Annotated in this window: 14 protein-coding genes and 1 tRNA gene; 7 read left to right on the forward strand and 8 right to left on the reverse strand. The window is 59.6% G+C overall.

The window, feature by feature from the left end; genetic code table 11:
* Positions 1–101: 101 nt before the first annotated feature.
* Positions 102–962, forward strand: coding sequence for a RibD family protein (locus ACESMW_RS01810; RefSeq protein WP_372985381.1), 861 nt, complete (start codon positions 102–104; stop codon positions 960–962).
* On the opposite strand, the gene ACESMW_RS01815 is transcribed toward ACESMW_RS01810, so the two are convergent.
* Genes ACESMW_RS01815 through ACESMW_RS01830 form a run of 4 tightly spaced genes read right to left on the reverse strand, consistent with a single transcriptional unit; the run spans position 952 to position 5214 of the window.
* Complete coding sequence (locus tag ACESMW_RS01815; RefSeq protein WP_372985382.1) at positions 952–1887, reverse strand: lysylphosphatidylglycerol synthase transmembrane domain-containing protein; 936 nt, start codon at positions 1885–1887, stop codon at positions 952–954. The genes ACESMW_RS01810 and ACESMW_RS01815 overlap by 11 nt on opposite strands.
* Positions 1880–3829 (reverse strand): glycosyltransferase family 4 protein, encoded by a 1950-nt coding sequence (locus ACESMW_RS01820; RefSeq protein ID WP_372985383.1) that lies wholly within the window; start codon positions 3827–3829, stop codon positions 1880–1882. Before ACESMW_RS01820 ends, ACESMW_RS01815 begins: the two co-directional genes overlap by 8 nt.
* Positions 3816–4214, reverse strand: a complete 399-nt coding sequence (locus tag ACESMW_RS01825; RefSeq protein WP_372985384.1) for a 6-pyruvoyl trahydropterin synthase family protein — start codon at positions 4212–4214, stop codon at positions 3816–3818. Before ACESMW_RS01825 ends, ACESMW_RS01820 begins: the two co-directional genes overlap by 14 nt.
* Positions 4215–4239: 25 nt before the next feature.
* Positions 4240–5214 (reverse strand): zinc-dependent alcohol dehydrogenase, encoded by a 975-nt coding sequence (locus ACESMW_RS01830; protein WP_372985385.1) that lies wholly within the window; start codon positions 5212–5214, stop codon positions 4240–4242.
* Positions 5215–5362: 148 nt separating this feature from the next.
* Between ACESMW_RS01830 and ACESMW_RS01835 the strand changes: the two genes are divergently transcribed.
* The 5 genes from ACESMW_RS01835 (at position 5363) to ACESMW_RS01855 (ending at position 8271) form a co-directional block, all read left to right on the forward strand.
* Complete coding sequence (locus tag ACESMW_RS01835; RefSeq protein WP_372985386.1) at positions 5363–6091, forward strand: CDP-alcohol phosphatidyltransferase family protein; 729 nt, start codon at positions 5363–5365, stop codon at positions 6089–6091.
* 13 nt (positions 6092–6104) lie between these two features.
* Positions 6105–6695 (forward strand): YceI family protein, encoded by a 591-nt coding sequence (locus tag ACESMW_RS01840; RefSeq protein WP_372985442.1) that lies wholly within the window; start codon positions 6105–6107, stop codon positions 6693–6695.
* Between the two features lie 152 nt (positions 6696–6847).
* Positions 6848–7810: a DMT family transporter gene (locus ACESMW_RS01845; RefSeq protein WP_372985387.1), complete on the forward strand. Its 963-nt coding sequence runs from the start codon at positions 6848–6850 to the stop codon at positions 7808–7810.
* A 55-nt stretch (positions 7811–7865) separates the two neighbouring features.
* Positions 7866–7942 (forward strand) — tRNA-Val (locus ACESMW_RS01850).
* Positions 7943–8040: 98 nt separating this feature from the next.
* Positions 8041–8271: a hypothetical protein gene (locus tag ACESMW_RS01855; RefSeq protein ID WP_372985388.1), complete on the forward strand. Its 231-nt coding sequence runs from the start codon at positions 8041–8043 to the stop codon at positions 8269–8271.
* Between the two features lie 22 nt (positions 8272–8293).
* Here ACESMW_RS01855 and ACESMW_RS01860 read toward each other — a convergent pair whose 3' ends face one another.
* Positions 8294–8830 carry a lipocalin family protein gene (locus ACESMW_RS01860; RefSeq protein WP_372985389.1) on the reverse strand — a complete coding sequence of 179 codons (537 nt, stop codon included), beginning with the start codon at positions 8828–8830 and terminating at the stop codon, positions 8294–8296.
* A gap of 130 nt (positions 8831–8960) precedes the next feature.
* Between ACESMW_RS01860 and ACESMW_RS01865 the strand changes: the two genes are divergently transcribed.
* Positions 8961–9770, forward strand: a complete 810-nt coding sequence (locus ACESMW_RS01865; RefSeq protein ID WP_372985390.1) for an RluA family pseudouridine synthase — start codon at positions 8961–8963, stop codon at positions 9768–9770.
* Here the strand turns inward: ACESMW_RS01865 and ACESMW_RS01870 are convergent.
* From ACESMW_RS01870 to ACESMW_RS01880, 3 genes are all read right to left on the reverse strand, one after another.
* Positions 9762–10325, reverse strand: coding sequence for a winged helix DNA-binding protein (locus ACESMW_RS01870; RefSeq protein WP_372985391.1), 564 nt, complete (start codon positions 10323–10325; stop codon positions 9762–9764). The genes ACESMW_RS01865 and ACESMW_RS01870 overlap by 9 nt on opposite strands.
* A gap of 72 nt (positions 10326–10397) precedes the next feature.
* Positions 10398–11702, reverse strand: a complete 1305-nt coding sequence (locus tag ACESMW_RS01875; RefSeq protein ID WP_372985392.1) for a TRAP transporter large permease — start codon at positions 11700–11702, stop codon at positions 10398–10400.
* Positions 11703–11706: 4 nt separating this feature from the next.
* Complete coding sequence (locus ACESMW_RS01880; protein WP_372985393.1) at positions 11707–12246, reverse strand: TRAP transporter small permease; 540 nt, start codon at positions 12244–12246, stop codon at positions 11707–11709.
* Positions 12247–12275 lie beyond the last annotated feature (29 nt).

Consider the following 12275-nt stretch of genomic DNA (forward strand, 5'->3'; position numbering starts at 1 on the left):
TTGGCAGACCGCACAGTGAATCAATTGAAAAATGTATCGTACAAATAGCTATACACACAATGAGCCTATACTGGATAAACGACAAAAGTGACGGGAAAATTATGGCTGAGCAGCACCTCGACACAGACCTTGCCTGGCAACTGGTACTGGATGCGGTAAACCGCAGTAACGTCACCCTGCCCCTGCCCGGCGGCGAACCGGCCATCAAACTGAATGGCCGGGGCTGGCAATTGCTGAACGATGCCACCCGCGATGCCCGGGATCTGTTCGAGCTGTTCCTGCCCCTGTGCCGGCCGATCAGTGAGGGGGAATCTCCCAGGGTGATTGGCCAGCTTGGCCAGAGTCTGGATGGACGGATTGCCACGGTCACGGGTTGCTCACGGTTTATCAATGGTGATGACGGGATTACCCATCTTCACCGCATTCGGGCTGTCTCCGATGCGGTAGTCGTTGGTGCCGGCACAGCGGTTGCCGACAATCCCCGCCTGACGGTCCGACGGGTAGCCGGGCGCAATCCGGTGCGGGTGGTGATCGACCGTCGCCGCCGGGTGCCGGACAGTCATCATCTGTTTACCGACGGGCAGGCACCGACTCTCCGACTGGTTGCCGGAGACTACCGCAAAGGTGCCGGCGAGATTCCCGTCAAAGGCGTGCTGGAAATCCCCTGTCTCGGCGATACCGACAGCAACCAGCCCGTGGATCCGCGACTGATTCTCGAGGTGCTGAATGACTTCGGGTTGCGTAAGGTCTTTGTCGAGGGCGGAGGCTTGACCGTATCGGGGTTTCTCAAGGCCCGGTTGCTGGACCGGCTGCACGTGATGGTGGCACCGATGATCATCGGTAGTGGCCGGCCTGCTTTTTCCCTGCCCGAGATCGACCTGCTCGACGACGCCCTGCGCCCCAGGGCCAAGCTGGTGAACCTGGGAAGCGACATGCTGTTCGATCTCGATTTCAGCGATTGATGTCGGTGCCCCTGGCCAGGACCACAAGTCCCGGGAGGCTCGAGATCAGCACCACCACACCATAGCCCACGCTGATGGCAACGCCCTGCTCCGCCGGCAAACCGGCCATGGGCCAGAGAACCGCTGCGGCTCCTTCCCGGACACCCCACCCGGCCACTGTCAGCGGTACGACCATGCTGAGCAGCAGAAAGCTCCCCAGCGCGGCCCAGAGCAGTAAATCCACCGCCCCGGTGACAAACCCGGCACTGGCCGCCAGCAAGAGAAATACCGCCAGGTAACTGGCAAGTACCAGGCATGAACTCAGCACCTGCACCGGCAGCGCAGGCCATTGCCACAGGGCCAACCGGAGGTGCTCTGTCAGGCGGCGAACATAGGCCGCCACCTTCCCGCCCGAACGGAATAACCAGACGGCTGGCACAAGAATCACCAGACCCGCCCCTATCCATAACAAAGCATTCGGGCTGTCCGGACCGGTAACAGTGACTTGCAGAGAACCGGATACAAGCAAACCGGCCAGGGCCACAACCACGACCACAGCCAGTGTTACTTGTCCGGACAATCGCTCAATGGCAACCCCGTGCACCGCCGCAAGCCGCTGGCCCGTCTCCAGGCTACTGCGCCAGGCGCGGTTTATGTCGCCAGCCACGCCACCGGGCAGAATCTGGTTGAGGAAGGTCGCCAGGTAATATTCGCGAACGGCTTGTCCCAGCGGCAGCGACAGGCGCAACCGCGACAAGGTAAAACGCCACCGCCACGCAGACACCACTACCTGCACGACGGTCAGCAGAAACACCGGCAGCAGAATCATTGGCGAGATGGTTCGCAGAACAGCCCAGATCCTGGCCTGATCCAGGTGCCAGAACACCGCGACAATCAGCGCCAGGGTCACCACCCAACGCAACATAAGGCGCAAACGGTCAGGCATCCTGGCCATCGCTCCGGTCGGCTGGCAGTGCCAGGAGGTCCTGATGGGCGACTGACACCTGCAATTCGCCCGATGCAATCTGGCCGAGGCGCCGTTCGAGCCAGGCATCCAGCCAGGCCCAAGCGTCCGGCGCCTGTTCACGTGCTGCCCCCACCCAGCCACGCAGGAGGGACTCAATGGCGACAGCATCATTTTGATCAAGGTGCCAGGGACTTTCCTCGACGTGGACGGTATAGCCCGCCATCTGAAGCAGCTGACGGAACCGGTTTGTGGCTTTCGGCCCCAGCGCGCTGCCACTCCCCTTGTCCCGGTGCTGATGGCTGTTGACCAGTTCCTTCAGCCTGGCGTCATCGGCATCGGGTGGAGACAGGTCAAATTCTCCCGCATAGCTCAATACCATCAGAACAACGGCCTGCCGACGGACCACGGCATTTGTGAGCGACCTCAGCCAGTCTTCGGAGACCAGGTCAATCAGGGCCGAGGCGGTCAGGAGATGCATTGGCGCGGGCAACTGCTGTTCCATTTCGTCAGAGGTCAGCGTGAGGTTATGGCACACAACTGCCTGACCAATTTGCCTGAGGCGAGCCTCACCCAAAGCCAGTAACCCGGCGTCCTGCTCGATCAGGTGCCAAACCCTCGGTACCGATAGTCTCGAAGAAAGATACAACGAATTGGACGCGCGGCCGGACCCGATATCGGCCATCACCAGGGGTTCGGCTTCAGTGGCCCCCACAGGATTTTGGGTTTGCCGCTCAAGCCACTGGTTCAGGCGACCGGTCAGCGCTTCGGAGCGGGCGCGATGGTCCGCCGGTTCCCTCGCTTCAAGCCATTTCTTATCGAAAAGGCTGTCCGGGTCCGGACCCAGCAGGCGCTGCAGAGCCCCCTGGAAGTCGGCCGCGGTATCCCTCCAACGCCGGGCACCCCCGGCAGCCGACTCGGCGTACCTGTGTTCTTCCTGCAGTGTTTGAGGAGACGCCAGCCAACGTAGCAGCTGACGCCTTAATGCCGTGGTATCTCCCGCCGGGTAGAGGGCTACGCCCTCCCGCCCGGTCATTCGGGACAGGGCTCCGCCATTGGAACAGATCACCGGTAGCCCCGCCGCCAAGGCTTCATCCACCGCCATGCCATAACCTTCGTATAGCGAAGGAAAAACGAAAGCATTAGCGCGGCTGTAGCAGGCCGCCAGAGCGTCCTCATCTAATTCACCGGTCAGCTCGAAACGATTCTCAAGACCGCAGGATCGGATCATGTCCCGGAGACGGGAGGCGTACTCCGCATCCCGTTCTGTCGATCCCACCAGAACACAGTGCCAGGGCAAATGCTTCAGTTCGGCGAGTGCCTGCACCAATTGATGTTGTGCCTTGCGGGGGGAGAGCTGAGCCACGCTCAGCAGCAAAGGTTCCTGTCGGTTGGCGGGCCTGTGACGGCGCTGGTTCAACACGTCGATAAAAACATCATCAACCCCGGGTTCCGCGCTACCAATGCGCGCAGATCGCACCCCGAAATCCGCCAGCCTTGCCCGGGTGTAGGGGCTGGTGGTGACCACGGCACGAACCTGCCCGAGAGCTTGACGTTCGCTGTTGAAAAACCATTCCCGGTCCGCCTCTGCCAGACCGGTCTCGTCCGCCAGCGGATGATGCACCAGAGCCACCAGCCTCAGGCGAGCCGAGTGATCTGCCACAACCTCCGGCAAGCCGCCCATGGCCAGGCCATCGAGGACGACCACCTGGCTGTCGGGGCATTCAGCCAGCGCCCGATCCAGGGCAGCGGCGGCTTCGCGGTCAGGTTTCGGGAACTGTCCTGCCACCCCGGCAACCTCGGCGAAAACGCCCTGCTCGTTCAGGACCCGGACCAACTGGCGAACGTACCGGTAGCCACCGGTATTCTGGTCAGGGTCGCCCGGAACCAGGAAGCGAATCTCCCGGATATCAAACGCCGGCATGGTAGCTCGCGTGGGCCACGTGGGACTCGGACAGGGTCACCTTCATGCCGGATATCTCCCTGGCGCCCTCCCCGAGCTTCCCGGCATGGATAGCGGAGGCCATGCGGTCAAAGACCACACCGGCCATGAATTCGGTGGTGGTGTTACGCCCCCGGAACGCCTCGATCTCATCAAGATTCTGCATGTTGAATTCGGCCAACACATCCTTGAGTACCTGCGAGGCCAGACCGATATCCACAACCAGATCGTCCTGATCGAGCTGCCGGCGCTCAAACGTGACGTCCACCACGTAGGTGGCACCGTGCAGCTTCTGCGCCGGTCCGAATATCTCACCGTGAAAACTGTGGGCAATCATCATATGGTCCCGGACAGTGAGGCTGAACATGGGAGCTCCTTGTTGGTTGGGTCGATCAGTAGACGATTCGATGGCAGAGGGTATCCCTGCCGTCGGTCAGGATTCGCGCCATGGTCTCCGGTATGGCAGCAAACCGGGATTCTCCGGAAATCAGGGCATCAAGGCACGGGGCACACAGCAGCGACAGGGCCAGCTCCAGGCGCTGACCATGATTCCAGCGCGGCTGGCGGTGCGGGGGAATCCGCCCGACCTGACTGGATCGCAAATGCAGCCGCCGGGAGTGAAACTGGCCACCCAGCGGAACGGCTACCGGCTGATCTCCGTACCAGCTCATCTCGATGATCCGCCCCTCGGTTCCGGTTGCTGCAAGCGCCGTTTCCAGGCCAGCGGGGTGGCCGCTGGTGTGAAACACCACATCGTGGTCGTCCCGCTCCAGGGCCACGCCAAAATCCAGCCCCAGGGCCTTTGCCACGGCTTCCCGGCCGGGATTGGTGTCAACAACGGTCACGCGGGTACCCGGAATCTGGTTTGCCAGCCAGCCAACCAGTAGGCCCACGACTCCCAGGCCGATAACGGCAATACGGTCACCGATTCCGGGGCCGGCATCCCACAGGCCATTAATTGCCGTCTCCATGTTTGCCGCCAGGACCGCCCGCTCCGCCGGCAGCTCATCGGGTAACGGCGTCACCGCGGAGGCAGGCACCGTGTAACGGTTCTGGTGGGGATACAGACAGAACACCTGCTTCCCCATCAAATCTGTCGGGCCTTCGACAACCTCGCCGACACTGGCATAACCGTACTTTACCGGGAACGGAAAATCGCCTTCCTGGAAGGGCGCTCGCATCCTCTGGTATTCGCTCTCGGGAATGCGACCGTGGAAGACCAGGGACTCAGTCCCGCGGCTCACGCCCGAATAGAGCGTCTGTACCGTGACCATACCGGAGGTTCTTTCCTCCGTCCGATCGACCGGGGCAGAGCGCAGCTCCCCGAGCCCGGGTGCAACACTCCAGAATGCTTTTACATCAGGCAATTACTTTCCTCCCTTCCAGTCGGCATTCCCCGGCCACGGGGCTTTGGCGGTCCGATCTGTCAGCCCTATCGTAAGCAAGAACAGGCCATGCAAACTATAGTCATAGTTGACCGGACTAACCTAAAAACCTATACGCTGGAGACCGGTTATGGATTCCTGCCCACAATCCCGGCAACGGCCGATTCCGCTATGGCTGGACCTGACTTTCGGAATGGCGGTCGCCCTGGTTCTCGCCATGGCCGCCGCCTCCCTGGTCAATCTGCCCGGATCAGCGGTGGCCATTGCAGTGGTCCTGCAAGGGATCATCACAGCCCTGGTGGTGCGCTTCTGGCATACACAGGAAGATTTTGGCTGGGCCAATCGGGCCACGCTACTCCGGGCATCACTGGTGGTGGTGCTCCTGGCCCTTGTTCCCTGGCTTGACCAGCTGGAGAGCTGGCTTTGGGGCTTTGCCGTTATGGCGCTACTGGCACTTATCCTGGATGGCGTGGACGGCAAACTTGCCCGTGCCACCGGCAACAACACGGCCTTTGGCGCCCGCTTCGATATGGAACTGGATGCCCTGTTCATCCTGGGACTGAGTATTGCCGTTCTTGTCCTCGACAAAGCCGGCCCCTGGGTACTTGCCCTTGGCCTGATGCGGTATGCCTTTGTGGCTGCCTCGTGGTTCTGGCCCTGGCTCAACGACCCTCTGCCGGAAAATTTTCGCCGGAAGACCGTCTGTGTGTGGCAGATCGTCACCCTGATGGTCGCCCTGCTTCCCCCGGTTACGGATGGTTTCGCAACCCTGACACTGGCCACGGCACTGGTGCTGCTTGGCTGGTCGTTTCTGGTGGATATCCGCGGGCTTTATCAAAGGAGATACAGCTATGAGTAACCCTCGATACCTTATGGGCACCACACTCGGTGCATCGATTTTTACCACGTTTCTGGTAACACCGCTGGCACAGGCGGAACCAGCAACGTTTACCGTGGATGATGAGCACTTCTCCATGGCCTTCGAGATCATGCATGTTGGCTATGCGCCGGTGATGGGCATGTTCCGGGAAGTCGAAGGCCAGTTCGTCTATGACGAGGAGGCCCGCGAGCTGTCATCAGGCAAACTGGTCTTCAAGAGTGACAGTGTCTTTACCAACCACAAGAAACGGGATAATCACCTGCGGGATGATGATTTCCTGGACTCCTCCGAGTATCCCGACATTACCTTCACTGTTACCGATTTCGAAACGACCGGTGAAAATACCGGCAAGGTGACCGGTGATCTGACCATGCTCGGCATGACCAATCCCGTTACACTGGATGTAACCCTGAACAAGGCGGCGGTATACCCTTTCGGCCACGAGAAATACACCCTCGGGATTAGCGCAATGACCACTCTGAAGCGCAGCGACTGGGGCATGACCTACGGCCTGGACCCCGCCATGGTAGGCGATGAAGTTACCCTGCGATTCGGCTTTGAGGCCTACACCGAGTCCGACTGACTTTGCCCCCGGTCGCTGATGTCCTGAGGGATTGAAGGGAAACCTCCCGGCTCAGGGACGAGCCGTCCTGCCTTCGACTAAACGCCACTTCCTTTTTTAGTTCGCAAACTATACATTGGGCCGTTTTCCTCGTTGAACAAACCGGGTACCCAATGACCGACGCCCATAAATCAGACCTGCTCCTGGTGGTTGTCACCCTGCTTGCCGCCGTCAGCTGGATCTTCTCGAAAGAAGCCATCCTGCTGATGCCACCGCTCATGTTCATGGCGGCGCGCTTCCTGATTGCCGGGATTTTTCTCGCCATCTTCGCCCACAAGGCGATACTCGCCCTGAACGGCGACCAGATCCGTCGAGCCGTGGGCGTGGGCCTGGTGTTCGGTATCGCCATGAGTTTCTGGATCATGGGCCTGGTCAATATCGAGAGTATGGGCGAAGGCGCTTTCCTGACCAGTCTCGGGGTGGTCATCGTGCCTATCATTGCCCGGCTGGTGTTCCGTGAGCCCCAGCCGGCCAGCACCTGGCTGGCTATTCCGATTGCCGTGGCCGGCCTGGCCCTGCTGTCCCTGCAAAACGGTTTCCGGCCTGAGGCGGGGCAGCTATTTTTCGTGGTGGCGGCCACCATTTTCGCCCTGTATTTCACCTTGAACACCCGGGCTGCCAACCAGCGAACCGTGATTAACCGCCGGGGCGAAACCGTCGAAAAGCAACGGGTTCCCGCGCTGCCCCTGACCGCCCTGGCGCTGCTTACCGTGGGTATGGTGACCCTGGTTGAGTCTGCACTAATGGAACCCTGGCAACCCACGCTTTCCGAGCCGGCTCCCCTGTTGATCTGGTGGGTGCTTGCCAGCGCCATCATCGGCACCGCCGGCCGCTTCCTGGTACAAACCTTTGCCCAGAGTATGTCAGTCCACAGCCATGGTGTAGTGATTCTGGTGCTGGAGCCCGTATGGGTCGCCCTTTTCGCCGCCGGGTGGTTCGGCGAGACCATGGAACCCCTGCAACTGGCCGGCTGTGGCCTGATCTTCGCGGCATTGATCGTGAACCGCTGGAACGCCCTGAGCCGGGCCTTGAAGGACTGGATGCGCCGGCGCCGATCCGGAGAAAAATCCGTATAAAAGTGGTTGACCACCACCGTCAAAATCCGTATCTTACGTCCCCGTTGCAGGACACAGGACCATAGCTCAGTTGGTTAGAGCGCTACCTTGACATGGTAGAGGTCCCCAGTTCGAATCTGGGTGGTCCTACCAATCCTGCCAGAGATTCTGAAAGCCGCGCCGGGGAACCAGCGCGGCTTTTTTCTTATGCGTTCTTGCCTTGCGCTCGAGACCACCTCATTCTGTAGCTCATGAAAAAACACGAGATAAAAGCCCTGCGGGAAAAAAGTCAGGTCGACTCCGTCAAGATCGTCAGATCACCCTCGGATGCATGCGAGTGGGTCGTACTCATTAAAATACTCGGCGGCCAAAGCTTTTTCCTGATTTCTGACGACGACGAGGTGTGCAGCTTCGTCTCCCTGGACACTGCCGTCGCGGAACTGGATGAGCTGGGATTTGCTCGGGCTGAGGTTCTCTTTTAATCAACGGGCAGCCATGAGGTTTCTATTTCTGGTCGCTCGCTTGCATCTCCTGCCCGACCAGAATCAATTCCCTCAGATCGAACCCTTCTGCCTTCGCTCGATTTCTGAACGCCTCCAGCGCCTCCTCACTTACCTCCGGTGTGCGTGACAGGAACCACAGATAATCCCTGTCATATCCGGTGACGTAAGCGTAGGAGTAGTCTTCCTTATCCAGCTCGAATACCACGTAGGAAGCGTAGAAGGGTCCAAAGAAAGACACCTTGAGATGACCGGTGTTCTCTCCCTCTACAAACACCGCCCGGCCATCCGCTTCCTTCCACTTGCCGGCCTCGGCATCGTAGCCCCGGTTGATAACCTCGATACTGCCATCGTCATTGAGGCTGTACCGGGCACTGACGTTGCTCAGACCCTCCTCGAATGAGTGATCCAGCCGGGCGATTTCATACCAGGTGCCCAGATAACGCTGGGTGTCGAACCCGGTCACCGGCTCAATGCCCTCCGGGACACCGGTGCAACCGGCCAGTGCCAAAGCCGTGATTCCTGCCAAAATTGTTCTCATGGTCCTTCTCCTGTTCCATGGATTTGAATGTAACTACGCTCAAGACCTCAGGCGGTTTTCTCCGGATGGTATGCAATTTCCAGTATAATCCCGAGAATTATCAGCCCCGTTCAGAGCCCTGGCTTACACCATGCGAACCACCATCGACCTTACTCTTGACCAGGACCAGACCGCCGTAGATGCCCTTGCGGGGGCCTCCGGCTTGCCCAAACAGCGCATCAAGGACGCCATGGCGAAAGGTGCCTGCTGGTGGACGGTGAAGGGCAAGCAGGTTCGCCTGCGAAAGGCCAAGCGCGAGGTGAAGGCCGGCACACGATTGCAGCTGTTCTACGATGATGCCGTCCTGGGGCGAAAGCCGGAGCCGGCGGAGCTCCTGGAGGACTTCGGACGTTACTCGGTGTGGTTCAAACCCCACGGCATGTTGGCCCAGGGCTCCCAGTGGGGAGATCACTGCAGCCTGTTGCGGTGGGCGGAGGTATCACTGAAAAAGCCCTGCTTCCTGATTCACCGCCTGGATGCAGACGCAGCCGGATTGATGCTGATAGCCCATGATGCCAAGGCCGCCGGGGCATTATCACAGTTATTCTCGGGAAGATCGGTTACCAAGGTGTATCAGGCACGGGTGACGGGATTACTGGAGGCCAAAGACCGAACCATTGACGCACCCGTGGAAGGAAAAGCGGCCATCAGCCACATCACCACTCTGGCGCAGGATGACCAACAGCAGACCACCCTGCTCCAGGTCCGGATCGAAACCGGCCGCAAGCATCAGATCCGCCGCCACCTGGCCGGCATCGGCCACCCTATCGTGAGTGACCGGCTCTATGGCAACGCCGCCCCGGTTCCCCTGCAGCTGCTCGCCTGTCTTCTGGAATTCGACTGCCCCATATTCCGACGCTGGGTGTCATTCCGCCTTCCCGAAGCACATCACCTACAGTGATGCGGCCGAACGTGCGGCCTGGTCGTAAAGCCCCGAGATGCCCCGCAGGAAGCTGGCAATGGAGCCAAGGTCGGTATTGGAAAAGCCAAGTGTCCGTAGCGAGTCCACCAGGCAGTTTTCCCGAATCTCGGCATAAGCCTGGCAGATCGCCTCACCCTTGTCGGTGATGGAATAGAACGTTTCCTTGCCACGGCGCTCCGATACAACCACCTCATGCTTCAGGAGCTTCTTGAGAGCGTAGGTGACGGTGTGGGTATCCTCCACATTGAGCACAAGACAGATATCCGCGGATTTTTTTGACCGGCCCCGATGGTTCACGCTGTGCAGCACCAGGATATCAAGGGGGCTCATATCAGGAAGGCCCGCCGCGTTCATGCAGCGCACCATCCAACGGTTGAAGGCATTTCCTGCAACAATCAGCCCGAATTCAAGCTCTGACAGTTCAGCTGCGCGGCCGGAGAGGTGTGCCGAGGACACGATCGGCCCTACGCTTCTTGCGCCTGGCTGCTCTTCCCTGCCCTGTTCGGTCAATTCCTTGTCTGCGCTTTTCTTCATAGGCCCACCACGACAATCCTGTTCGATACCACAAATAACCTGCCCCGCCACTCGGAGCAGGCCGTGAGTCTATCAATTCCCCATTTGACTGGGTAGGTAGGTAACAATCTCCGGGAAGATCGTGATTAACAGCACCCCGGCTAGCAGCAACAGGAAATAAGGTAGTGCGGCCAGTGCCACCCGGATAATGTTTTCACCGGTCAACCCCTGAATAACAAAGAGATTGAACCCCACTGGCGGCGTTATCTGGCTCATTTCCACCACGATGACCAGGTAGATCCCGAACCACAGCGGATCGATCCCCGCCGCCTGCACCATCGGCAGGATGACGGAGGTGGTCAGCACCACGACCGAAATACCATCCAGAAAGCAGCCCAGGAGGATAAAGAACACCGTCAATGCCAGGAGCAGCAGATAGGGGGACAGCTCCAGTGTATTGATCCAGGCCGCCAGGTTCCTGGGAATGCCCGTGAAGCCCATGGACACTGTCAGAAAATGGGCGCCCACAAGAATGAACGCAATCATGGTGGACGTTTTTACCGTCCCCATCATAGCCTGGCCGAACGTTTCCCGGCTCAGGGAGCCGCCACGCCAGGACAGCAGGTGCGCCAATGCCACGCCCACCGCCGCTGATTCCGTGGGTGATGCCAGCCCGGCATAGATAGAGCCGATAACACCAACGATCAGCAGAACAACCGGGATCAGAGGCTTGCTACGCCGAATCTTCTCCGCCAGCGGCAGAGCCTCCTCCTCGTCAGCGGGTACGCCAGATGGGTTCAGCTTGGACCAGATGGCAACGTAGCCGGCGAACAGCACCATCAGCAGCAAACCGGGAAGAATACCGGCCACGAACAACCGTGCAATGGACTGCTCGGTAGCGACACCGTAAACGATCAGAATGATCGACGGGGGAATCAGCAATCCCAGGGTTGCCGAACCCGCCAGCGTACCCAGGATCTGTTTGCGATCGTAGCCACGCTGGGTGAGCTCCGGCACCGACATTTTACCGATCGTCGCTGCGGTGGCGGCCGACGAGCCGGAAATCGCCGCGAAAATACCGCAACCGATAATGTTGGTGTGTAGCAGCCGGCCAGGGATACGACCGACCCACGGGGCAATTCCGGTAAACATTTCCTCGGACAGGCGGGAACGGAAAAGGACCTCGCCCATCCAGATGAACATCGGCAAGGCGGCCAACTCCCAGGAAGCGCTGGCACCATAAAACGATGTCGCCAGGCTATCGCCCACCGGGATGTTACTGAAGAAATGCAAGGCTGCGAGGCCAGTGGCCGTGAGAGCAAAAGCGACCCACAGCCCGGCTCCGAGAAGAATCAGGAGTCCTATCAGGAGCACCAGGCTCATCCAGATCATGTCCATGGTGTTACTCCTGCGGGGCTTCGTCTTTGATGCGGGTAATGCGGCCGGTGATCAGTCCGATCAGCGCGTCGAGCAACGCAATCAACAGCCAGACCAGCCCGACAACCATGACCGTTTGAGGTATCCAGAGCGGCACCGGCACCATACCGATAGACAAATCCCCGAAGTCATAGCTGTCATAGGCCAGCAGTACGCTGAACCAGATACCGTAACCGGTGATCGCCGAAGCGATCACCGTTACCAGAATGTCCAGTGCTCGCTGGACACTCTCCGGCAGAGCCCTGTGCAAGAGGTCCACGCGGATATGACCACCCACCGTCAATGTGTAGGCCAGACCAGTAAACGTGGCCCCGAGCAACAGAAACCCCGCCAGTTCCGCCAATCCGGGAACCTGCAGGCCCAGGGATTTCATCCCCAGGGTCAGCAGGGCCTTGTCGAGAATTCGCCCCGACACCTGCAACACCACCATCACCATGATGATGAAAAGCTGCAGGGCCGAGATATACCCGCCAAGGCGGTACAGAGAGTCCAGAAACCTGCGCATGTAAATGCTCCCGGATTGTTCTTTTCAGG

The organism is Marinobacter sp., from assembly GCF_041690455.1.
In the GTDB taxonomy this organism is placed as follows: Bacteria; Pseudomonadota; Gammaproteobacteria; order Pseudomonadales; family Oleiphilaceae; genus Marinobacter.